This is a genomic window from Myxococcales bacterium (assembly GCA_012513515.1).
Lineage (GTDB): Bacteria > UBA10199 > UBA10199 > 2-02-FULL-44-16 > JAAZCA01 > JAAZCA01.
On sequence record JAAZCA010000029.1, the window covers coordinates 132,429 to 154,588 of the forward strand.

General features: G+C 51.3%; 20 protein-coding genes. 4 read left to right on the forward strand and 16 right to left on the reverse strand.

Going from position 1 to position 22,160, the window contains the following annotated elements; translation table 11 throughout:
• Positions 1–8: 8 nt before the first annotated feature.
• The 7 genes from GX659_06145 to xerD all read right to left on the reverse strand — a co-directional run bounded on the left by GX659_06145 (position 9) and on the right by xerD (position 6,758).
• Positions 9–713: an rRNA pseudouridine synthase gene (locus GX659_06145; GenBank protein ID NLD28367.1), complete on the reverse strand. Its 705-nt coding sequence runs from the start codon at positions 711–713 to the stop codon at positions 9–11.
• A complete protein-coding gene (scpB, locus tag GX659_06150; GenBank protein NLD28368.1) occupies positions 694–1,668 on the reverse strand; it encodes an SMC-Scp complex subunit ScpB in 975 nt (324 codons plus the stop codon). The genes GX659_06145 and scpB overlap by 20 nt, the downstream gene beginning before the upstream one ends.
• 19 nt (positions 1,669–1,687) lie before the next feature.
• Positions 1,688–2,521 (reverse strand): segregation/condensation protein A, encoded by an 834-nt coding sequence (locus tag GX659_06155; GenBank protein ID NLD28369.1) that lies wholly within the window; start codon positions 2,519–2,521, stop codon positions 1,688–1,690.
• 34 nt (positions 2,522–2,555) lie between these two features.
• Positions 2,556–3,554, reverse strand: a complete 999-nt coding sequence (gene trpS, locus GX659_06160; GenBank protein NLD28370.1) for a tryptophan--tRNA ligase — start codon at positions 3,552–3,554, stop codon at positions 2,556–2,558.
• Positions 3,555–3,600: 46 nt separating this feature from the next.
• On the reverse strand, positions 3,601–4,266 hold the full coding sequence (locus tag GX659_06165) for a site-2 protease family protein (protein ID NLD28371.1): 666 nt from the start codon (positions 4,264–4,266) through the stop codon (positions 3,601–3,603).
• Between the two features lie 54 nt (positions 4,267–4,320).
• Positions 4,321–5,643 carry a hypothetical protein gene (locus tag GX659_06170; GenBank protein ID NLD28372.1) on the reverse strand — a complete coding sequence of 441 codons (1,323 nt, stop codon included), beginning with the start codon at positions 5,641–5,643 and terminating at the stop codon, positions 4,321–4,323.
• A gap of 215 nt (positions 5,644–5,858) precedes the next feature.
• A complete protein-coding gene (xerD, locus tag GX659_06175; protein ID NLD28373.1) occupies positions 5,859–6,758 on the reverse strand; it encodes a site-specific tyrosine recombinase XerD in 900 nt (299 codons plus the stop codon).
• 53 nt (positions 6,759–6,811) lie between these two features.
• Here xerD and GX659_06180 point away from each other — a divergent pair, with 53 nt between their 5' ends.
• Together GX659_06180 and trmB are read left to right on the forward strand one after the other, a co-directional pair.
• The gene (locus tag GX659_06180) at positions 6,812–7,600 is read left to right on the forward strand and encodes a hypothetical protein (protein NLD28374.1); all 789 of its coding nucleotides are present in this window, start codon (positions 6,812–6,814) and stop codon (positions 7,598–7,600) included.
• A gap of 12 nt (positions 7,601–7,612) precedes the next feature.
• Entirely contained in the window at positions 7,613–8,212 is a 600-nt protein-coding gene (gene trmB, locus GX659_06185; GenBank protein NLD28375.1) for a tRNA (guanosine(46)-N7)-methyltransferase TrmB, read from the forward strand.
• A gap of 27 nt (positions 8,213–8,239) precedes the next feature.
• On the opposite strand, the gene hydE is transcribed toward trmB, so the two are convergent.
• The 3 genes from hydE to GX659_06200 are packed head-to-tail and all read right to left on the reverse strand — an operon-like array spanning position 8,240 to position 11,527.
• The gene (gene hydE / locus GX659_06190; GenBank protein NLD28376.1) at positions 8,240–9,298 is read right to left on the reverse strand and encodes a [FeFe] hydrogenase H-cluster radical SAM maturase HydE; all 1,059 of its coding nucleotides are present in this window, start codon (positions 9,296–9,298) and stop codon (positions 8,240–8,242) included.
• 50 nt (positions 9,299–9,348) lie between these two features.
• Positions 9,349–9,888 carry a GTP cyclohydrolase I FolE gene (gene folE / locus GX659_06195; protein ID NLD28377.1) on the reverse strand — a complete coding sequence of 180 codons (540 nt, stop codon included), beginning with the start codon at positions 9,886–9,888 and terminating at the stop codon, positions 9,349–9,351.
• Positions 9,872–11,527, reverse strand: a complete 1,656-nt coding sequence (locus GX659_06200) for a hypothetical protein (GenBank protein NLD28378.1) — start codon at positions 11,525–11,527, stop codon at positions 9,872–9,874. Before GX659_06200 ends, folE begins: the two co-directional genes overlap by 17 nt.
• Positions 11,528–11,617: 90 nt before the next feature.
• Here GX659_06200 and GX659_06205 point away from each other — a divergent pair, with 90 nt between their 5' ends.
• Complete coding sequence (locus tag GX659_06205) at positions 11,618–12,517, forward strand: hypothetical protein (GenBank protein NLD28379.1); 900 nt, start codon at positions 11,618–11,620, stop codon at positions 12,515–12,517.
• Positions 12,518–12,537: 20 nt separating this feature from the next.
• Positions 12,538–12,765: a hypothetical protein gene (locus tag GX659_06210; protein NLD28380.1), complete on the forward strand. Its 228-nt coding sequence runs from the start codon at positions 12,538–12,540 to the stop codon at positions 12,763–12,765.
• 81 nt (positions 12,766–12,846) lie between these two features.
• Here the strand turns inward: GX659_06210 and GX659_06215 are convergent, their stop codons facing one another.
• The 6 genes from GX659_06215 to GX659_06240 all read right to left on the reverse strand — a co-directional run bounded on the left by GX659_06215 (position 12,847) and on the right by GX659_06240 (position 22,160).
• Positions 12,847–13,419: a CDP-alcohol phosphatidyltransferase family protein gene (locus GX659_06215; GenBank protein NLD28381.1), complete on the reverse strand. Its 573-nt coding sequence runs from the start codon at positions 13,417–13,419 to the stop codon at positions 12,847–12,849.
• A 221-nt stretch (positions 13,420–13,640) separates the two neighbouring features.
• Complete coding sequence (hflX, locus tag GX659_06220; GenBank protein ID NLD28382.1) at positions 13,641–14,903, reverse strand: GTPase HflX; 1,263 nt, start codon at positions 14,901–14,903, stop codon at positions 13,641–13,643.
• 4 nt (positions 14,904–14,907) lie between these two features.
• Positions 14,908–18,372 (reverse strand): DNA polymerase III subunit alpha, encoded by a 3,465-nt coding sequence (gene dnaE, locus GX659_06225; GenBank protein NLD28383.1) that lies wholly within the window; start codon positions 18,370–18,372, stop codon positions 14,908–14,910.
• Between the two features lie 86 nt (positions 18,373–18,458).
• A complete protein-coding gene (nuoB, locus tag GX659_06230; protein NLD28384.1) occupies positions 18,459–19,220 on the reverse strand; it encodes an NADH-quinone oxidoreductase subunit NuoB in 762 nt (253 codons plus the stop codon).
• Between the two features lie 10 nt (positions 19,221–19,230).
• Positions 19,231–20,682, reverse strand: coding sequence for a hydrogenase (locus tag GX659_06235; protein ID NLD28385.1), 1,452 nt, complete (start codon positions 20,680–20,682; stop codon positions 19,231–19,233).
• Positions 20,679–22,160 (reverse strand): NADH dehydrogenase FAD-containing subunit, encoded by a 1,482-nt coding sequence (locus tag GX659_06240; GenBank protein ID NLD28386.1) that lies wholly within the window; start codon positions 22,158–22,160, stop codon positions 20,679–20,681. Before GX659_06240 ends, GX659_06235 begins: the two co-directional genes overlap by 4 nt.

A 22,160-nucleotide genomic window follows, 5' to 3' on the forward strand; every position in this document is an offset into this window, starting at 1 on the left:
GAATTAAATCACGATCCCTTGCTCATCGCCATCAGGCTTTTGATCTCAGCGGAACGAAGGTCGCGCCACTTGCCTACGGCGAGCCTTCCGAGCTTGACCGGTCCTATCGCAATACGCTTTAACTCCCTCACCTGACAGCCGATATGCTCGAGCATCCGACGGACCTGGCGGTTTTTCCCTTCGCGGATGCTTATTTCCAAAAGGGTATTATCTCTTTCGCGTTTCTTGAGCGTCACGCGAGCCGGAAGAGTTTTCCCATCTTTAAGAGAGATCCCACTCCGCAGCTTTTCCAGATCCGCATCCGTAGGAGTCCCCTTCACCCATACGCGGTAGGTCTTCCATATCTCGTGACGGGGGTGCGTGAGCAGATTTATGAAATCCCCATCGTCAGTGAGAAGCAAAAGCCCTTCCGATTCGAAATCCAGCCGTCCGACTGAGTTCAGCTTGTCCTTGAAATGCCTGAGCGTGGTCCATATCGTCTCGCGCCCCTCGGGGTCGGACTTCGTAACCATCTGAAATTTCGGTTTGTGAAAGGCGAAGTACTTCCTCTCTGCCTTGACGATGAGCTGTTTATCCTTCAAAAAAACTTTGTCATTAAAGATATCGACCACGGTGCCAAGCTTATTCACAACTACGCCGTTGACCTGCACATCGCCATTTAGGATGGCCTCTTCAGCAGCGCGTCGGGAAAGATCACTCGACAGAGCGATCATCCTCTGCAGGCGCATCTTCTGCGGCAGATCCATCTTGTGCGGAGAAGAATGGATTCTCTTCCCCGGTAGGAATTTCCGATTCGGCCTCCCCTTGTGCCCCGAATGTCTCTGCTGCATCTGATCCCCCCGGAATTAGATCTGCAAGCTGCGGCGCCTCTTTCGGGAAAATGTCCTTTTCGATGCGCCTCAAGCTCTTCAAACTCTGTTCCAAATCATCCAGCGCTTCCATATCCTTGCATTCCGCCTCTTTGTCGGCCTCAAGGGGATAGGCGCGGATGAGCTCGGCAGATTCTTCTGGCTCACCTTCAGGCAAAGCTTCGTCATCGACGATGACCTCGGTTGGTTCATCGCCGTCATCGACCACGCTATCATCCAAAGCTGCAGGAACCGGTTCCCTGGAATCGGTCTGGGTGCGACGCTCGCGCAAAAGATCGTCGACATCTTTCAAGGTCGGAAGTTCTCGCAAGGTGTTCATGTTAAATATTTCCAGAAACTCCTTTGTCGTTCCGTACAAAAGAGGTTGCCCAGGTTCATCCTTGCGACCGACTATGCGAAGGAGCCTTCTGTCGAGCAATGTCTTTAAAACGCCGCCGCTGTCTACGCCACGGACCTTTTCTATCTCGCTTCTAACGATGGGTTGTTTGTAGGCGACTATCGCCAAAGTTTCCAGAGAAGGCGCGGAGAGGCGCATCGGTTTTGGAACGTTGATCTTGCGAAGCCATTCGGAGCAGGAGGGCTTGGTTCTGAACTGATAGCCTCCGGCCACAGTTGCAAGATGCACCCCGCGCTCTGCGGATTCATTCCAATCCTTCTCTATAGAGGCTATACATTCGCGAACAGCGTTTTTCTCAACACCTGTTTCCTGAAGCGCAAGAAGAATCCCGTTCTCGGTTATCGGTTCATCGGCTACGAATATCATCGCCTCGATTATCGGTTTCAGCTCGGACGTTTCCATTATGCTCCTCCCCATATTCTCATTCCATCGAAGGATTATAGCCACTTTCTGATTTTGACTCGGACGAGGAAGCGTTCGACTCCGTGTCGAGCCTGACCAACTTATCTATCTCCTCATCCCCAACCTCTTCCATCACACACTGAAGATGTATCGGGCCGTGGGCCGAGGATTGATATATGCGTATCATCTTGAGTTTGCTCATCTCTAGCAGCGCCAGAAAAGTAACGACTATAAAAGCACGGCTGTAGTCGCCGGCGAGCATGTCATCTATCGTCTTGGTCATTCCTTTTTTTAGCTGCGAGATGATCTGATAGATTCTCTCGTTCACAGAAACCGTATCCATCGCGACGTTGTGAAAATTCTCGGGCGGAATTTTTTTCAGAATATTCGAAAAGGCTGAAATTAAATCGTAGATGTTCCCCTCTATCGGCCCCTCTTCGAGGGACTCGATCTTCTCCGGCGACTGCTGAACGAAGACGTCCCTGTCTAAGAGTTGTCGCTTCATGAGAGCCTCAGAAGCCTCCTTGAACTGCTGATATTCCAGAAGCCTTCTGACGAGATCGGACCTCGGGTCCTCCTCCTCAACCTCGCCGTCATCAGACTCGTCCGGAAGAAGCAATCTCGATTTTATATGGGCGAGTTCGGCGGCCATGAGAAGAAACTCGCCAGCCAGATCGATATCGAGCTCTTTCAGGGTATCGAGGTATCTCATGTACTCCTCAAGAACGAACGAGATCGGAATGTCACAGATATCCAGATCGTTTTTCCTGATCAGGTGCATGAGCAGATCCAGCGGCCCCTCGAATATCTCGAGATTTACCCTGTAATCTCCAGCTGCGATATTAAGAGTCATATACCATCCACGCGGCCGCACCGATACAACGCGACTATTTGTAGTTTATCTTTATGGCCTCTCGAACCTGCTGCATTACCTCGCAGGCCACCTTCCTGGCTCGAGCGGAGCCCTCTCTTGCTAGATTCAAAAGTTCCCCTTCCCTTCCGCTCCAGGAATCGCGCCTCTCCCTTATAGGTTTCCAGAACTTATGCGCATTCTCGATGCACATCTTTTTGCAATCGACACACCCTATCTCAGCCCCTCTGCATTTGGAAGCAACCCCACCAACCGCATCGGCATCGGTGAATAATTTATGATAAGCGAAGATGTTGCAAACAGAAGGATCGCCCGGATCGTCGCGTCGTTTCCTCGCAGGATCGGTTATCGCCTGCATCATCTTCTTCCTGATCTCATCCTCGTCGTCGGAAATGTAGATAGCGTTGCCGAAACTCTTGCTCATCTTGCGACCGTCTATCCCAGGGACGCGCGCAGACTCGGTCAGCAGAGGCTTTGGCTCGATGAAGACCTCCCGCTTCATTATGAAATGGAAGCGCCTCACCAGTTCTCTCGCAAATTCAAGATGCGCAATCTGGTCCTCTCCCACCGGAACGAAATGCGCCTTGTAGATGAGTATGTCGGCAGCCTGCAGGAGCGGATAGCCCAAAAAACCGTATGTGCTTAGATCTTTGTCGGAGAGCTGCTGCTGCATGTCCTTGAATGACGGAACCCTCTCGAGCCAGCCGAGGGGGGTTATCATCGACAGCAGAAGGTGAAGCTCAGCATGCTCCGGCACCCACGACTGTACGAAGATGGTGGATTTTTTGGGATCGAGACCGCAGGCGATCCAATCTTTCAGAATCTCCTCCATCAATGGAAAAATTTCCCCGCTCTCCTCGTAACCAGTAGTAAGCGAATGCCAATCGGCTATGAAATAGAAACACTCGTAATCGTCCTGTATATCCACCCAGTTTTTAAGGGCACCAAAATAATTCCCCCAGTGTAATTTCCCGGTGGGGCGGTTTCCGCTCAGAACTCTTCTCTGGCTCTGCATCTGAAATTTTCTCCTTAAACTAAAATCCGCCCGCAGGCGCTTCCGGTCACGGCAGAAGGTAGTTAGCCACAAAAAACACGGGAATAAGCATGTACCTTAACAACCCGCTCACGAACAGGGCAAGTAAAATAAAGAAGCTGTACCTCGAGAATTTGTCGTATCCACGAAGGCTTGCTACCGGAAGAATACCTCGGAGAACCGTTCCCCCGTCCAGAGGGGGAAGTGGGATCATGTTGAATATTCCAAGGACCAGATTCAGAATTACGCCCATCTCGAAAATAGATAGCGATATGCCGATTACTGAAGAAAGTACCCCGCCCGGCACTAAGTTTGGAAGGATGTAAGGAACCGCAGCATATGTAAGCCGCACGAGGATGGCAAAGACTACCGCCAGAAAGAAATTGCTCAGTGGGCCGAAGGCGGCGACCCAAAGGCTCGACCTCCTTACGTCGCCGCGAAACTCGCTGGGATCGACCGGAACTGGCTTGCCCCATCCTATGACCGGAGCGCCGGTGAGAATCCCAAATATCGGAAGCATCACTGTGCCGACAATATCCATGTGGGCAAGCGGATTCAACGTGATACGGCCGAAGATCCTTGCGGTCCTGTCGCCAAACTTCTCCGCCATAAAGCCATGCGCCGCTTCGTGAAAGGAGAGCGAAAAAAGAAAGAGCGGATAAAAGAGCAAAAGCTCCATCAGTCGATTTTGCATATCCGCTGCAAGTATTTGTATTCCCTCATTTTGTCAACGCAAAGGATAAGTAAATCAACCATTTTGGGGCAGCAGCGCCGCACGCAGGTTGAGAGGATCGAGTTGCCAGATATTTTCGATATCCGACATGGTTTTCCCATATTTGTAAAATACAGGGCTATAGTATGGATCCGTCGCAGGGTCGCCGCTGGGGCGGATTAATCTGAACAGCTCATCCTGATTGAGTCCATGCCCCAGATCGAGCCCCAGCCCGCCTCCCAGCGAAATCCATTCGGCCCTCAAATCCATAGGCGTCATATCGCCGGAATATTTTGGATACGGAGGGGCAACTCCGAGAAAGGCTTCCATCGTCTGCAGATCATTTCTCGCCAGCGGTTCCCGCTCGTAAAACTGCGTCCATCTTGCGGCCAGCTCCGCGCACTTTTTAGCCGAAAATATCTTCGAGGGTACAGGGGCTGTCTCTGGAGCGAGTATGTCGTAAAGCTCGGGATTGTTCCTCCTCCATTTCGCAAGGATTTTCTTGCAGGACTGGGCGGACATTTTATATTCAGCGAGATACATCGAACCCAAATCCTTCATAGCCCGAGGTAAAACAGCTTCGATAAAACCTGCGAGAAGTTCCTCGCCCTGATTTTCCCCACCGGCCATCACCCTGGCTATCAACCTGCCATATTTATCCGAGTAGTCCAGGGAGCCCTGAATTCCCTTGTCCACTCCTAGTATGGTATAAGCCGGGGCAAGGCTGATACCCGTTTCAGCAAAATGGTGACCAAAGGCCGTCGTAACGACGTTTGCGATCTTGCCGCTATACACAATTCTCAGCCCTATCAATACCTCCAGAGCTTTTCTGTCCGCAGAGGAAAGGCCGTATGTATCGCTCAAATACATGGCTATCGCCCTCTTCTGGCGATTGAGCTTTTCACTGGGATTGGACTCCGCCGTATCGATTCCATCCATCCTGATGTTGATTCTGGTATCAAACCACTCCCCATCTTTCAAAAATGCTTCGACGCGCGCGGTATCCCCATCGGCAAATGGTTTATCCGCAGAGAGGCGAACCTCGACGGGAGCGAATCTTCCCTCCTCCATGTAGAGGGGCATCCCTCCAAAAAAGTTGCGATTGATAGATCCCCATGTTTTACGCGCCAGGTCGGTATCGGTCTTTCTGCCAAACAGCATCTCTCGGCCGACTCGAAAGGCGAGCAGCGAGGTAACCTGGCCGTTCCTATATTTTAGTTTAGCCTGCGGAAGTGTCCTGCTCACATTGATGAAAAAGGACTCCGCAGCGGAAGGAAGCCCGAGCTGTGAGAACGGCATCGTAACTGGTACTGGAAATCTTGCTGCAGTGGCTGGAATTGCGGAAACGGGGGAAATCATAGCTGCCTCCTTAAAGTCTGTTGTGGCCGTCCCCCGGCGACGAGTCGGATAATACCACTACGCCCCCAACTGTCAATTAATATTCCAATTTTTCTTCCTTTTCCGGGGGGATCATCGCTGACCATGGACCATGGACAATTGACCATCGACCAAAACCACCGATCGCAGCTGGTCTATGGTCCATTGTCAATCGTCACCAGTCACGGTGGTTACGGCTAGGCCCTAGGATGAAATTTCTTATAGAGCTCCTGTAGGTGCCTTCTGGAAAGATGGGTGTAAATCTGCGTTGTCGCGATATCGACATGCCCCAGCATCATCTGTACGACGCGCAGGTCGGCGCCGCGTTCGATTAGATGGGTCGCAAATGAATGGCGAAGCATATGCGGGGTAACGTTTATCTTTATCCCCGCCTTTCTCGCATAAAATTTGATGATCTCCCATAGGCGCTGCCTGGATATCCTGCCGCCGCGCCGCGAAAGAAAGAGTTCGTCAACAACCATCCCGCGGGCCAGCTTGCCTCTCCCCTCTTCCAAGTATAACGCAATCGCCGCAATTGCCTCCCCCCCCATCGGGACCACCCTCTCCTTCGAACCCTTGCCGAAGGGCATGCAGTATCCCTGCTGAAGATTGATCCTGTCGGTGGTAAGCCCCGACATTTCGGAGATCCGAAGCCCGGAGGCATAGAAAAGTTCTAAAATCGCGTGATCGCGAACTCCGAGCGTCGTCTTCACATCGGGCTGGCGAAGCATCAGGTCCACCTGCTCGATTGAAAGAAACTTCGGAAGCTTCTTCCACCTGCCGGGAAATTCGATCTGCGCGGTAGGATCGGTGGATATTATTTTTTCACGGGTCATGAAGGAAAAGAAACCACGCAAAACAACTAGGTACCTGGTGATGCTTCTGGTGCCGATTCCACCCTCGGCAAGGGAGGCGAGAAAGGAGAGCGCCAAATCCTCTCCAATCTCTGCGACCTCACCTATTTTCCGTTTCTCAGCGTATTCGGCGAAGGATCTCAAATCATGCGAGTAGGCCTCGACCGAATTTTTTGCGAGCTGCCTCTCCACCCTGAGATGGTTGAGATAAAAATCGATTCTTGAATAGAGATCGGACTGCATTTGTCCTCTATTTCCCCTTGTACGCAACATGATCTTAATTTATCCTGCTCCGCATGTCCAGAATACAACAGTTCAGGGAAGGATTTCACTTCATTTCAAAGGGATTTAAATTCATACTTGCGAATAGATCGACATGGCTTCTGGCGGCCCTGCCCATGCTGATCAACCTGATTATTCTCATCGCCATGATAGCGCTGCTCATAAACTACTACGGCGATATATATTCATTCATAACTTCCCATCTGTGGGAAATAAGTTTCGATCCATCCGGCAGATGGTATCTTTACCCATTGGCAGCCCTCCTCTGGATCGTCAGGCTTATCCTCAGAATCGTAATAGGACTAATAAGCCTCATATTGATACTGGTAGTCTCCTATTGCATGAGCTTCATAATCGCAGCGCCATTTAACGATGCGCTCTCCGAAAAGGTGGAGAGGATAGCGACCGGAAAAGATCCGGAGAAGTTCACCTTCGCGAAGTTCGTGCGCGATCTGGCAAGGACGGTGAAGGTCGAGTTGATAAAAGCGGCGGTACTGATATCCATCCCCATCGTGCTTTTCGTCGTCAGCTTCATACCGATCGCAGGCCCTGCGTTGTACATGGCCCTCACCACGATCTTCGGCGCATGCGACCTCGGATTTTCATTCGCAGAACTCCCCATGGGAAGACGCACCGCCCCTTTCAGAGAAAGACTTTCATTCGCCAGAAAAAACTTCTGGATGTTGACCGGATTTGGCATTCCATTCGCAATCCCATTTTTTGCCATAATCTTTGCACCAGCCATGGTGGCGGGCGGGACGCTGATCTACATATCCTTGACATCTCCCCCTCTCGATAGCTAGAGATGCCCGGCAATGCCAGTGCCAATAAAAAAGAAGACTTCCTCCCCTCCTGAGATAGCGAGAACGCCCTTTTTCTATCCGGCACGCATCTCTCTGCGGGATTACGACCGCATAATACTGGAGATAGGCCCCGGACGCGGCGATTTTCTATTTCACCTTGCGGAAAAAAATCCTGAGGCGGTGATCGTCGGAATAGAGATAAAGGAAAAGCGCGTCGCCAAACTGATCAGACGCGTCGAAAACCGCGGGTTGAAAAATGTGGTCATCATTTTAAGCGATGCCAAGGACGTTATTGAAAAGATTTTCGAAAATTCATCAGTGGAAGAAATTCATATAAATTTTCCAGACCCGTGGCCAAAGAACAGGCATTCAAAAAATCGTTTGATCACTGAGCTCTTCTTGGAGAAATGCGCGCTAATATTAAAAGATGGTGGGGCGATAAACTTTGCCACCGACGATTTTACTTATGCGCAGGCGGCTGAAAAATCAGCCCTCTGCGTTAAGCGGATCAAGCTTGCCCCTCCCTCCGAGGACCAGTTCCCCACCTATTTTGCGATGAAATGGAAAATGAGTGGAAGAAAATTGAACTATTTTAGGTTTGTAAAAACCTGACTTCAGCACAAAAACGGATCCCTAATTTCACTTGTCAACTTTTCGTCTGTTTCCAATCGCGGAGCCGGGGCCCTGTGCAACCGTGCGGTTTATCGATTCGATTCGCCTTCTCATACAGCCGTGACAGTCATCAGCCGACTCATTTATGCATGCCTTGTCAGGATATATCTCGTAATGAACCCTGTACTTCACAGGTGTGATATTTGGCATCAGGACATTTGCCCCCCTCTGAAGCCCGAGCTCGCGCCCCTTGGCCAGATTGAGCGTAGCCAGCGCCGTGGTACTGGGGATATTCGCTCGCGGACATACTATTCTGGAAAGCGCCAGGACCTTGTAGGTCATCAATTCACTATTTGGAACCTGTTCATCCTCTGAAATATTTTTATCAGCGACGGTTTTTGCAAGAGGAGTTTCCGGGTGAAGGATAAATGGGCCAACTCCGATCATGTCGAGATCGAGGGAACGAAACAGCTCGAGATCGCTTGCAAGATCCTCATAACTCTGACCCGGTATCCCAACCATGACGCCGCTGCCTATCTCATAGCCTAGACCTCTCAGATCGTTCAGAATTGAAATTCTATCGACCTCATCTCTCCCATCACAGGGAGGGTGTATCGAACGAAAGAGATCCGGATTGGAGGTCTCGAAGCGGATGAGGTAGCGATCTGCGCCGGCATCGCGCCACGCAGAAAGTTCTTCGACAGAACGCTCACCCAAGCTCAAGGTGATAGCAAGCCCGGTTTCGCCCTTGATCCTTTCGATGAGATCGGACATCCATACTTTCTTGATTCCGGGATCTTCTCCAGCCTGCATAACGAGGGTCCCGTAGCCAAATTCGGAGGCCTTTTTTGCACAATCCAGAATTTCATCTGCGGTCATCCTGTAGCGCTTGACTGAATGATTGCCAACCCTGAGCCCACAATATAAGCATCGTCTCACGCAATAATTGGAAATTTCGACCAGCCCGCGCAGATGGACACCATCCCCAACTGAAGTCTTTCTAATTTCATCAGCCTTAGCCCAAAGCTCTTCGAGCCTCACCTCATCGTATTCACGCAGCCAACCGAGTATTTCTTTTCTGTTCACAGCTCGCCTCTTCTTGCCGGTCACGGCAGTTACGGGATGAGACTATCGAATTATTTAATCAAATTCATGAACTCGGATCTCGTCTCGGGACGCCTGCGGAATGCTCCGTGCATGGCGCTCGTGATCACCGAGGTGCCGCGTTTCTGCACTCCACGCATCTGCATGCAGAGATGCTCGGCCTCAACGACGACAGCCACCCCTTTTGGTTGGAGGACATCCATCAAAGTATCGGCAATCTGATTTGTAAGACGCTCCTGAAGCTGCAGCCTGCGCGCGAAGAGATCCACCATTCGCGCTATTTTCGATATGCCAACTATCTTATCGTTTGGAAGATAGCCTACATGGGCATGACCAAAAAACGGCAGCAAATGATGTTCGCACATGCTGTAGAGGGGGATATTCTTTACGAGAATCATCTCCTCATGCTTATCGGAAAAAACCGAGTTCATTATGAGCGAACGCGGGTCCTGCAAATACCCCTCCATCAGAAAAGCCAGCGAATGCTTCACCCTGCCGGGAGTTTTCAAAAGCCCCTCCCTGTCGGGATCCTCTCCAATAGCAATCAAAAGATCCCTAATTATCTTTTCCATGGGTATCCCCTTCAGTCCTGCCGATGACATCGATCAGGGCGCTCCTAATCGAGTCCTTGCCATAATCGGCGATATCTATATCCGCATAGATCCTGCCGTCCGGATCCGTAAAAATTATCGAGGGCATTCCTATGACTCCATAACGGTCCATTATAGCCTTTATATCCGGCGTCTCCACCGTGGTATCTATCTTCAGAGGCACCAACCGATATGTAAGCCTAGCTAGTTCTTCATCCCAAAAAAGACAATCCAGTTTTCTGCATGGAGGGCACCACTTGGCCGAAAAATAGACCATCATCGGACGCCTCTCCCGCGATGCCAAGGCGGATGCTACGTTGACGTCAGTAAGCCACTCCACGTCCGGAACCGCTTGGTGGAAGATCCTGCACGAACCGCTTATAAGCGCGGACCCATAGAACAAAGCCGGAATAAGAATCAAGACCCCAAGCATCCTCCTGATCCATACGGTCCACTTTCCCCCTCGTAATTTTCCGGTAAGTTCACCAAATCCGGCGCCAAGGGCTATGAACAAAAGCCCCATCCCCATCGAGAACAGCATAAGTACGGCGAAGCCAAGGAGGTAATCCCTCTGGAGCGCAACATATCCAAGCATGGACATGAGCACCGGTCCGGCACACGGAGATGCTATGAGACCCAGCCCCATTCCCGCAAAGAAGGAGCCGAGATAGCCATCCCCCCCCAACGCATGAAGTTTTACATGCCATCTGCAAGGGAGCCTCACTTCAAAGAGGCCGAACATCGAAAGGCTCATCGCTACAAAAAAGAGAACTACAGCGGCCAAAAATATTCTACTCTGGAACAGGAAACCCAGGTTCTTGCCCAACCCTACAGCGAGGAGCCCCAGCACTGAATAGACTATGGAAATTCCCAGAGTCAGGCAGAAGGACAAGAGCATATTTTCCAAGAACTTCTTATGGGGATGAACTCCGACAAATACCAGGACCGTAGGAATGATCGGCCAGACGCATGGAGTAAGAGATGTGAGAATGCCCGCCAAAAATACGAGCAGAAGTGTCAGCGCGATTCCCCCACCCGCAAGCCTACCCGCGGAGATATCCTCATGAATGCTCTTCAACCTTGAAAGCTGGCTCTTAGCGCTTTTTAACGCATCTGACGACTGTCGCCCGCTTTCCTTCTCAGCGACGGGGGCCTGTTTTATCACATCGACCAGAAAGGTAACAACTCGCATCTCCGGCCTGAAGCAAATTTTGTCGGAGCACCCCTGAAAGGATACGTTGGCCACGACCTCCCGTTCACCGATGGAAAGCTCATCCGGGACCCTCCCTGTTATCTTGAGATGGACATCCGAATCGTACGCCTTGACGAGCCTGTTAAAAAACGGGTCCCTTTTCCTGACAGTTTGCGGATAGTGAACATCGGTAACTATCAGTCCCTCGAAACTCGAAAAGTCTATATCCGTCTCCTCTGCGTAGAGGTAATGCCCCTCCGGGACGCGTATCTCTACCGACAGGGTAAAAGACTCTCCCTGTCTGACCCGTTTGGATTCGTCGTTCCAATGGACGGAAAAGGGCCCACCGGTCGAGATGGAGGAATAAGCGACCGCGCTGAAAATCTGCGTAAGGAGGATAGTTAAAACGGCAAAGATCGTTCTCTTCATAGGCGGCTCAACCTACATTATAGAAAAGTTGTGGTCAAACACCTCCTTTGCCCTTGAAGTAAAGAGGATAATTCGATATTCTGCCGTCGTATGAAGCCCGAAGATATCCTAATTTTGAAGCACGCCTTTGCAGTAGCCGGAAAAGTCGGAGCGAAAGCCGTCTTGCTTCATACCGATCCGATTGGAGATCTCTACTGTAACGAAAAGATCCCGAAGAAGATAAAGCTAATCCTGCTCTCAAAAAAGAAAAAAATCGAAGAACCTGAGGGAAAAGAAAAAAGTCTGGCATCGATAGCCACCGGCGTAGTCGCTATCCCGAAGATCCAGCTGATGAGAAATGCCCTTATAAAGATTTCCACCACCCTCGCCCTCTCCATGGACATGATATCTCCTGGCGACAAGCTGGTGTTCGCCGTTGGAGGATCGGATACGGGTTGTCTGGATCAGATCCAGATCGTGGATACGTCCAAGGAATCGGAGTTCATAGCTGCGAAGGGGGCAGCCAAGATATCCGAAAGCGTTCCCCCGGAACTCTTCCAGACTGTCCTCAACCTCGCCGTCGAGCTCGCCGACAAGGGACGCGAGGGAAAACCGGTAGGAACGATCTTCGTAGTCGGCGATCATGAAAAGGTGATGCAGCTCTCCAAGCAGATGATAATGAACCCCTTCAAAGGTTACGAAGAGGAGGAGAGGAACATACTCTCCCCCTCGCTGAAGGAAACCATACGGGAGCTATCAGCCATGGATGGTGCCTTCGTCGTCGCCGACGACGGAACGGTTCTAGCCGCCGGGCGATATCTGGGGGCTGCGAGCGATGAGTCGACACTTCCAAGAGGGCTGGGCAGCCGGCATATAGCGGCTGCCGGAATCACCGGCTTGACTCAGTCCCTCGCCTTTGTTATCTCGGAGTCCTCTGGTGATGTCAGAATTTTCAAGGGCGGCAAGATCATCATGCACATCGAGAAGGCCCCCAATAGAAACAACCGCTAACGGAGGTTTGAAAGACAGCTATGAACAACAACCGAAGAGGAATCACAGAAAAAATGAAGTTCGATGTCAGGGTGAGTGAAAAGCTGCTCCAGGACGGAACGCTCGATACCAAGGATTATGAAAAGTATCTGAAAGAGCTTCCGGATGAATCCGCAAATATGTCATACATATCGGTCTTCGACGAAGAAACCGAGCAGGACGCGGAAACCACCGAACCAATTGAGGGGTTGACCTTCATTTCAGGCTGACGGGCAGTTCAATTCAAAAAAAAGGCGTCCCGGAATTTTGCTGCAGGTCCGGGACGTTTTTGTTTTTTATACGTTTGAGATTCAGGACCTTCGCACCACGCCCCGCCTCAGCAATTCGAGGCCCATTCTGACGTATTGATAACCGCTGACGACTATGAACAGGGCTGCTAGATACATAAAAAGGTACTGAGCGGTTTCAAGCGGCGAACGGAGCGCCTGCCCCGCATGAAGCCATCCCCTCAAAAGCCCGAGGCTGGCTGTCATCATCTGCATCAGAGTCGCCAGCTTGGAAGGCCAAATCGCTCTGTACGGAAGCTCTATCTTTTTGTTCTCGAGATAGAAAATTCCGCTTACTATCATCAGATCGCGTATCAGCGCTATCGCGAAAAACCATAAGGGTATAAAACCACCGATGAGCAGGAGTACAAAGCAACTCTGCATGAGCAGTTTGTCGGCAAGGGGGTCTATGAGTCCGCCCAGCTTGGACTGTTGTCCGTACATGCGCGCAACGGTGCCGTCTATGAGGTCGGTGAAAGCCGCAAAGCAAAAGACGATGAAGGCCAGCATCCGCGCCTCAGCTATATACAGATAGATAAAGACGGGCGTTAGGAATAGGCGGGAAAATGTCAGAATATTGGCGAGATTGGCGCTCATTTGCTCCCTCCGTTCCTTTGAATCTTTAAAGTATCATTAAAATATCCTTCGCAATCCTTACTTCAAGAGTTCGACAGACTCCTCTGATCGAATTTAAGAACGCATCTCCCTCATCGGAAGAAGTGGAACAAGCTGAGCCTGCCGCCGCAATACTGCGATTCTTCGTAACGGAAACGATTCACAATATCCAGCAAAAACATCCCGGAGTTTCCAAAAGCGGATCAGAAGTTGACCGCGTAGCGCCTGTACTTCTGATAATACTTCTGATGGAGCTCGCACTCGACGAGGATGCAGTCCCCTTCGTAGATGCTTTTGAAGACGTGCCCGGTGGAATAAAGCTTAGAGAGAATATCCCCTCTCTCCATCGGCAGCCTCAAGGTGGTCCTGCGAAACTCAATCCTGAGAACCCTTTCGATTTCTCCCAGAAGTTCTTCGACGCCGGCCCCGGTACGAGCCGATACGCTGATCGACGATTTTTCTCCCCTGTATGCCGACGGCAGGTCGGACTTGTTAACGACCTCTATGAGGGGCTTCTGAGACATTTCGAGCTCAGAGAGCACATCGCGCACGACCTGAAGCTGAGCCGGCGCCTCCTCGTCACTGCCATCGACGACGGCCAACAGCAGATAAGAATTTTCCACTTCCTCGAAGGTCGCCTTGAATGATTCCACCAGTTCATGCGGAAGTCTCCTTATAAAGCCGACTGTGTCGGCCAGAAGCACTATTCTTCCCGAGGGAAGCCTCAATTTCCTCACCGTAGGATCTAGCGTGGCAAAGAGTTTATCCTCCACAAAAACGCCAGCACCTGTTAGGGCGTTCATGAGGGTCGATTTCCCCGCGTTGGTGTATCCAACGAGGGAAACCAGAGGAATCGGAACCGACTCGCGTTTCATCCTGTGTATTCTGCGATGTTTTCTGACGCCTTCCAGCTGGCCTCGAAGATGTGAAATTCTGTTGCGAACGCTTCTCCTGTCGTATTCGAGCGCCGTTTCACCGGGGCCTCTCGTTCCGATCCTCCCCACCTGCTGTGAAAAGAGCTCTCCCCGCCCCACCAGCCTCGGAGCGAGATATTCCATCTGGGCGAGTTCAACCTGAAGCCTGCCCTCCTTCGTTTGCGCACGCATCGCGAATATGTCGAGTATGACCGCCGTTCGGTCTATGACGAAAAGGCCGATCTCCTTCTCCAGGTTCCTGTTCTGAACCGGGGAAATTTCATCGTCTATAACTATAGTGTCAGCGCCGACAGCTTCAGCAAGTTCCCTTACCTCCAGAACCTTTCCACTGCCTATAAAGGTGACAGGATCTATCCGCTTAATTTCCTGGCTGATCTTGGCAACCACCTCACCACCTGCCGTGTCTATAAGCCTCGTAAGTTCGGCAAGCGATAGTTCCATCTGACGACGACTGCTGCCAGCTCTTCTGACCCCCACGATCAGCGCCTTATCTATTTCGCGTTTTTTTTCAGAGCTGAGCCTCTTTGGCATGTTTTTATGAAATGAACTTGGTCACATTACGACCGAAGAGTTTGTTAACCGCAGTCACGAGTTGCGGAGATGGAGTTAACTTCAAATCATCGGGCAGGGCCAGGATCGTCTCGGTCTTGCTCGGAACAACGAGATGAACAAAGCCCGGGCATTGCCCTGGATATCTCGACAGGACATTTTTGAGCTGCGCCAGATGCTGGGGGGCAACCTCCGGCTGGCTCAAAAAGAAATGAACGCTCTTGGTCATTTTTTCAGAAACCTCGTCGATAGGCATTATCTGCGTCGCGATGATCTTGACATTTTCACTATCGACATCGGCAGTCCCCATGACAAATACCGGCTGATCGCTTTTGATCAGCAGATGAACATCGGCATAGAGGTCTGAAAAGATAACCGCCTCGGCGGAACCTTTTAGATCCTCTATCGTGGCAAAGCCCATCCTATTTCCCTGTTTTGTGGTTATCTCGCGAAGCTTCGATACAACCCCGCCGAGTTTAACCTCCTGTTTGTCATTGCAGGATGCCAACTCGACGGTATCGGTATTGGCATACTGCGAGAGCAGTTCCTCGTACTGGGCCAGGGGATGCCCCGTGATATAGAATCCGAGAGATTCCTTCTCATACGCAAGAAGCTGCCGCTCGCCCCATTCGGAAACATCGGGAAGTTTTGGATCGGAGGAAAAACCATCGGATGAACCGAGCAGATCGAACAACCTCGCCTGCCCTGAAATTCTGTCCCTCTGCCTGGAGGCAGCCATCTCCATCGCAGTATCGAGGGATGCTAGAAGAGCCGCCCTGGGAGCCTTAGTAAAATCGAAGGCGCCGCATTTTATTAAGCTCTCGATCACCCTCTTGTTTACCCTTCTAGAATCTATGCGATCGCAGAAATCGAAAAGCGTCCTAAAAACTCCACCATCATTTCTCGCCGAAACGATGTTCTCTATCGCCCCTTCGCCCACATTTTTTACAGCGCCAAGGCCGAATCGTATCGTCCCATCGCCAACAACAGAAAAGTCCATCATACTCTCGTTGACATCCGGAGGAAGCATCCTGATTCCAGCAGTCTTGCAATCATTGATGTAAAAGAGAACCTTGTCGGTGTTGTCCTTTTCAGCGGTAAGGAGCGCCGCCATGAATTCGGTAGGGTGATGAAATTTAAGGTAAGCGGTCTGATACGCAACAAGGGCATAGGCAGCGCTGTGGGATTTGTTGAAGCCGTACTCGGCAAACTTCGCCATCAGTTCAAAGAGGCGCTCAGCTTTCGCCTCCGGAATCTTGTTCTCGAGCGCCCCCTTCACGAACCTCTCGTGCTGCTTGGCCATCTCCTCCGGTTTTTTCTTGCCCATGGCACGGCGAAGAAGGTCCGCTTCTCCAAGGGAATAATTGGCAAGGACGTTGGCAATTCGCATCACCTGTTCCTGATAAACTATGACGCCGTAGGTCTCTTTGAGAATTTCCTCTAGCTGCGGCAGTTCATATTTTATCGGAGTCCTGCCATGCTTCCTGTTGATGAAGTCATCGACCATCCCCGATCCGAGCGGACCAGGACGAAAGAGGGCCACGAGAGCGACGATTTCAGAAAAAGCACCGGGTTTCAACTTCATGACAAGGTCGGTCATCCCCGAACTTTCCAGTTGGAATATCCCCGCCGTGTCCCCCTGCGAAAGTTTTTTGTAAACGAGAGGATCGTTCAAAGAAATGGATTCGATATCTATCTTCTCCCCGCTCCCCTTCTCTATCAGCTTGACGCAGTCATCTATGACGGTGAGCGTCTTGAGACCGAGAAAATCGAACTTGATGAGACCGACCTTCTCCACACACTTCATATCGAATTGAGTTACAATTTCATCCTTCTGCCCCTTGTAGAGCGGCACCAACTCCGACAGAGGACGATCGGATATCACGACTCCTGCAGCGTGTGTTGAAGCGTGGCGCGGAAAACCCTCAAGCACCTTCGCCACTTCCAGAAGCCTTGCGATTTCATCCTGCTTTTTAGCGATCTCCTTGAGCTTCGGTTCGATCTTTATCGCATCGGCCAGAGTCATCCCGAGCGTCGCCGGGATCAGCTTCGCGATTCTGTCTACATCGCCATACGGAATCCCCATCACCCTGCCGACGTCGCGCACCACAGCGCGGGCCTTCATCGTTCCAAAGGTGATGATCTGGCTGACATTGCCGTATTTTTTCGAAACGTATGATATAACCTCGTCGCGCCTGCGCATGCAGAAATCGATATCCACATCGGGCATGCTTATTCTTTCCGGATTAAGAAAACGCTCGAAGAGAAGGCCGTGCTCTATCGGATCGATGTTCGTGATCTCCAGGCAGTACGCAACAAGCGAACCTGCAGCCGATCCACGCCCGGGACCGACGGGGAGTTCGATCCCCTTGGCGTAGCGTATAAAATCGGCGACGATCAAAAAGTAGCCTGCAAAACCCATCTTGATGATCGTTTCAAGCTCGGTGCGAAGCCTCTCCTGATAAACTTTTTTGAGATCATCGAGGTGATCCCTGCCGCGCGAGATGAGCGTCCACCTTTTCTCAAGCCCCTTGATGACTTCCTCACGAAGATGGCTCTGAAGGTCCATGCCATCCGGAGGGGAATACTTGGGAAAATAGTATGTATTGAAATCGAAATCCATGTTTAGCCTGGCGGCTATTTCAACGGTATTGGAGATCGCTTCGGGGAAATCAGCAAAAAGTTCGCTCATCTCATCGGGGGATTTAAGGTAGAACTGATCGCTGTCTAACCGCATCCTCTTTTCATCGTCCAGGGTTTTGCCGGTCTGGATGCAAAGCAGGGCATCATGGGCGGCCGCATCGGACCTGTCTATATAGTGGACATCGTTGGTTGCAACTAGGCCGATCCCTTTCCTCTTGGCAAGTTCGCACAGCCCTTCACGGATCTTAAGCTGACCTTCGATTCCGTGGTCCATGAGCTCTATAAAGAAATTGTTATTGTCGAAAAGGGAGGCATAAAAATCGACCGCCTTTTCCGCCTCATCCATCCTACCATCTGAGATGAGTTGAGGAATTTCCCCCTTGAGGCATCCGGAAAGGGCTATAAGCCCCTTGCTATGCTGTCGCAAAATTTCCTTATCTATTCTAGGTTTATAATAGAAACCTTCTAAATAACTTGAACTTACAAGATGGCAGAGATTGCGGTACCCCTCCCTGTTTTTGACCAGCAGTGTGAGGTGGGTAAGCGCCCCCTTCTGGTTTAAGTCCCTTATCAGCCTGCTCCCCTCGCTGAGGAGATAGACCTCGCAGCCGATGCAGGGCTTGACGCCGTGCTTGGATATCTTGTCGTAGAAATCTATGGCGCCAAAAAGGTTTCCATGGTCGGTGATCGCCAAAGCCGGCATCTTGAGCTCAGCTGCCCTTAAGGCGAGCTCGGAGGTGGGCGCCGCCCCGTCGAGCAGGCTGTAATACGAATGGACGTGTAGATGTACGAAGTTTGAGTGGATCATATTTTAAACAGGACCATCCTTATTGCACATGGGGCAAAAATGTCTGCTATTTTTTTCGCTATTTTTGCGATGAAAAACAGGCGAAACTACCTTACTCGGCCAAGAAGGCGCAAGAACCCATCGAGAACAGTGATTGGATGCGGGGGACAACCCGGAATATAGAGGTCTACTGGTATCAATTTATCCACCCCGCCCTTTACATCCAAATGACCGATGAAGGGGCCGCCGGATATGGCACAGGCGCCCGATGCGATTACTATTTTTGGCGAAGGAATCGCGGCATATGTCTTTTCAAGCGCCAGCGCCATGTTGTTTGAAATTGGGCCGGTGACTAAAATCCCGTCGGCATGCCTTGGCGAAGCTACAAACTGAATTCCAAAGCGCCCGAGGTCGAATACTATCGTCGAAAGAACGTTGATATCCGCCTCGCAGGCGTTGCATCCACCGGCGCTAACCTGCCTGAGCTTCAGCGAACGCCCGAAAAGACGAAGCATCTCTTTTTTCAATTTCTCCGCTAGGCGAAATTCCGCTTCACCGACGATAAGCCCCTCCCGCACACAGGAGGCCAACCGATAATCGCGAGTGAATTTTATCACTCCCTCGCCGCATTCCCTCTCGCAGTTTCCGCAGAAGATACATTTGCCAAGATCTATGGAAATTCGTCCTTCTCCGCTGCAGCTAAGCGCACCAACAGGACAGCTCTTGACGCAGAGGCCACAATCTTTTCCGCAGGCCGAATCATCTATCGAAGGCATGCCCCTGAATTTAGCGGGCAAATTCGGTTCAGCATCGGGAAATGCGACGGTCCAGCTTTTTTGCTGCAATCTGCTTCGAATTATCTTTAACATATCGCAAACCTCATAGATCGTATCCGCAGTATGAGAGGTTAAAGCTCTTATTGATCAGCGGAAAATCGGATATCTGTCCGTTGCGAAGCGCCATCTCAAGCCCGCTCCAGTTATGGAACGAGGGATCGACGATCTTATAAAAAGCGATCTTTCCATCTTTTCCGGTCCCGGCCACGTGGCAGATTTCGCCGCGCCACCCCTCGACCATCGAAACAACGAATGAATCCGGAATCAGAGGCCCAAGGTCGGATTTTACATCCCCTTCCGCCAGCGACTCGAGCTGATTTCTGATGAACTGCGCCGATTTCACAATCTCCAACCACCTGACGTAGGCGCGGGCGAAGACATCCCCCCTGTGCCATGTCGAAAGAGGGAGATGGGCGAATCTAAATATCCCCACTGGAAAATCGCTTCGCACGTCCATGGCAATACCTGCTGCACGCGCCGCAGGGCCGACTATCCCCAAAGCGCGGCATAATTCCTTAGGGAGATGACCTGTATCATCAAAGCGCGCAAGCACCGATGGGGAATCCCACAGAAGTTGCGCCGCCGACTCTAAGTCACGCATATGGGCGTCGAGACTTTTAAGGATCGCGGAAATTTCGGAAGAACTCAGATCGAAAAGCACACCTCCAGGACGCAGGAGCCCCCTGCCAAAACGGCTTCCGCATATTCGGGCCTGCAGATTAAGGAAATCGCCGCGCAGCCTCCCGCAGTAGGATGAGGTCGGAAGGTATCCAACATCGCCCGCAAGAGCGCCGAGGTCGCCCGCATGGTTGGCGATGCGTTCGAGTTCAAGGGCAACCCCCCTGATCATCTGCGCTCTAAGGGGAACCCGGCAGTTAGCAAGCGACTCCACAGCGTGACAGTACGCCGTAGAATGCCCTATGCTCGTATCCCCCGCTACGGTCTCCATATAATGAATAGTTCTTCTATCAGGTCCGCCGACTATTCCCTTCTCGACGCCGCGATGCTGATAGCCTAGATGGATTTCAAGATTGAATACCTCCTCTCCGTGGCATTGAAACCTGAAGTGCCCCGGCTCTATGACGCCGGCATGAACAGGACCCACCGCAACCTCATGTACCCCTTCGCCTGAAAGTTCGTAATACTTATACCCTTCGCGCTTGCGCACGGGCTTGAGCCACGGATGCCCCTTTGGCTCGGCACCGGTCTGTTCGAAAATTTCGCGCTCGAATATATGCGCCTGTGAACATTTTGGAGTGATGGAATCGTACGAACCCTTGACCGACGTGCCGAATGCGGAGAGGATCCCCGTCTTGTCTTCCGACAGAACGGCGTAGATCATCACCGAACCGCCGGAGGACGGAAGACCAAACATCGCACTGATTCGGAGCCCTGAATCCGTTTCCTTTATTACCACCCTCTCGAAATCTTCATTGGAGATTATCGGCAAATCAGATTTCTTTATTACTTCGCAGTTTCTCAAATCGGATCTCATCGTAAGCCTCCGAGTTCTCCGGCAGCCTCAAGAATAAGCGAAGTCAACGCATCGGGAATGCACAGACCCAAAATGAGCACAGCCAGCATCATCACAACCGGAGGGATGAATGAAAGGATAGGCTCGCGGTTCACACGCTCGGCAGGCAGCTGGTCCATGTTCCCATATGCCATCTTGAAAAAGGGCCCTACCATTCCCACGAAGACAACGGCCAGAAGCGCAAGATAGGCAACGGCGATGAAAATCCGATCCTGATCGACCATCCCCTTCAGTATCGAAAACTCGCTGAAGAAGGTGCCGAAGGGAGGAGAACCGGTGATCGCAAAAAAACCTGCCACCCATACCACACCGGAAACAGGCAAAAACCTCAGCACCCCTCTCACTTCAAGTGATGATTTTGACCTGTAGAAGGTGAGGATGTTTCCAGCAGTGAAAAACAGGGCAGCCTTGGCAAGGGAATGGTTAACCGCATGCAGCATGCTTCCGTAAACAGCTATCCCCCCGATGCCCACACCTACCGCCAGTATCCCCATGTGTTCGACGCTGGAATACGCAAGCATCCTCTTGTAATCGTTTTGCCCGAGGATAAAGATCGCGGCGATCGCCATCGAGAAGATGCCGAAGATTATCAACAGATCGCGTCCTAACTGTCCCGCCCCCGCTGCATTGAGAAGCTGCTGCGCCCTGATAATCCCCAAAAATGAGCAATTGAGAAGCGCGCCGGACAGAAGGGCCGATACGGCGGATGGAGACTCGCTATGAGCATCCGGTAGCCAGGTGTGCATCGGAGCAAGTCCCATCTTCGTTCCATATCCAACGATGAAAAGCAAAAAGGCCCCCTTCAGCCAGAAAATATTGATATGGCCAAGTGATGCCCTGTTCATGAGCGATGATAAAACAAGTGAGCTGTGAAGACCCCCTTCCGACACAGCAACTGCAAGAAAAAAGTTGCCCAGCAAGGCGATCACGATTCCCACGGAGCAGATGAGCAAATATTTCCACGCGGCTTCCAGCGATCTCTTGTGCATATGATAATAGATAAGCGGCGCGCTAGCCAAAGTTGTCGCCTCCACACCCACCCAGATCATGCCAAACTGGAGACTGACGCAGACGAGCGTCATCGTGGAAAGAAAAAGCATCATGCATCCGCAATAGACCGACTCGCTGAAATCGATAAAGGTGGAGGATCCTTCGAAATCCCGCTTCTTTACAAGAGCTCCGGCGTTGCCGGATCCGACCCTGTATATCGTCGAAAAAAAGAAAAGAAAGCTGGCTACGCTCAAAAAGAGTAGCCCCAATGAATCGAGGGCAAACCACCCCTGATAGAATGGCGCGGGTCTCGTGTGCCAGCACCACACCACAAGAGAGAGATGAGCAAAGGCCGTCGATATCATCAGCGCGCGGGCGGCATAGGCCTTCCTCATGAAGAAGGAAATGATTCCGGCCAAAGCTGGTAGAAGCACGAGTGCGAGTATCAT

What these genes read in the sequence shown, in the direction of transcription:
- scpB (NLD28368.1), bottom strand. Translation starts at nt 1,668, where the DNA reads ATGGAAACGTCCGAGCTGAAACCGATAATCGAGGCGATGATATTCGTA.
- GX659_06200 (NLD28378.1), bottom strand. Translation starts at nt 11,527, where the DNA reads ATGAAGAGAACGATCTTTGCCGTTTTAACTATCCTCCTTACGCAGATT.
- GX659_06215 (NLD28381.1), bottom strand. Translation starts at nt 13,419, where the DNA reads ATGAGCGCCAATCTCGCCAATATTCTGACATTTTCCCGCCTATTCCTA.
- hflX (NLD28382.1), bottom strand. Translation starts at nt 14,903, where the DNA reads ATGCCAAAGAGGCTCAGCTCTGAAAAAAAACGCGAAATAGATAAGGCG.
- GX659_06205 (NLD28379.1), top strand. Translation starts at nt 11,618, where the DNA reads ATGAAGCCCGAAGATATCCTAATTTTGAAGCACGCCTTTGCAGTAGCC.
- dnaE (NLD28383.1), bottom strand. Translation starts at nt 18,372, where the DNA reads ATGATCCACTCAAACTTCGTACATCTACACGTCCATTCGTATTACAGC.
- GX659_06155 (NLD28369.1), bottom strand. Translation starts at nt 2,521, where the DNA reads ATGACTCTTAATATCGCAGCTGGAGATTACAGGGTAAATCTCGAGATA.
- trpS (NLD28370.1), bottom strand. Translation starts at nt 3,554, where the DNA reads ATGCAGAGCCAGAGAAGAGTTCTGAGCGGAAACCGCCCCACCGGGAAA.
- nuoB (NLD28384.1), bottom strand. Translation starts at nt 19,220, where the DNA reads ATGTTAAAGATAATTCGAAGCAGATTGCAGCAAAAAAGCTGGACCGTC.
- GX659_06235 (NLD28385.1), bottom strand. Translation starts at nt 20,682, where the DNA reads ATGAGATCCGATTTGAGAAACTGCGAAGTAATAAAGAAATCTGATTTG.
- GX659_06210 (NLD28380.1), top strand. Translation starts at nt 12,538, where the DNA reads ATGAACAACAACCGAAGAGGAATCACAGAAAAAATGAAGTTCGATGTC.
- GX659_06240 (NLD28386.1), bottom strand. Translation starts at nt 22,160, where the DNA reads ATGATACTCGCACTCGTGCTTCTACCAGCTTTGGCCGGAATCATTTCC.
- GX659_06180 (NLD28374.1), top strand. Translation starts at nt 6,812, where the DNA reads ATGTCCAGAATACAACAGTTCAGGGAAGGATTTCACTTCATTTCAAAG.
- GX659_06170 (NLD28372.1), bottom strand. Translation starts at nt 5,643, where the DNA reads ATGATTTCCCCCGTTTCCGCAATTCCAGCCACTGCAGCAAGATTTCCA.
- trmB (NLD28375.1), top strand. Translation starts at nt 7,613, where the DNA reads ATGCCAGTGCCAATAAAAAAGAAGACTTCCTCCCCTCCTGAGATAGCG.
- GX659_06145 (NLD28367.1), bottom strand. Translation starts at nt 713, where the DNA reads ATGATCGCTCTGTCGAGTGATCTTTCCCGACGCGCTGCTGAAGAGGCC.
- folE (NLD28377.1), bottom strand. Translation starts at nt 9,888, where the DNA reads ATGGAAAAGATAATTAGGGATCTTTTGATTGCTATTGGAGAGGATCCC.
- GX659_06165 (NLD28371.1), bottom strand. Translation starts at nt 4,266, where the DNA reads ATGCAAAATCGACTGATGGAGCTTTTGCTCTTTTATCCGCTCTTTCTT.
- xerD (NLD28373.1), bottom strand. Translation starts at nt 6,758, where the DNA reads ATGCAGTCCGATCTCTATTCAAGAATCGATTTTTATCTCAACCATCTC.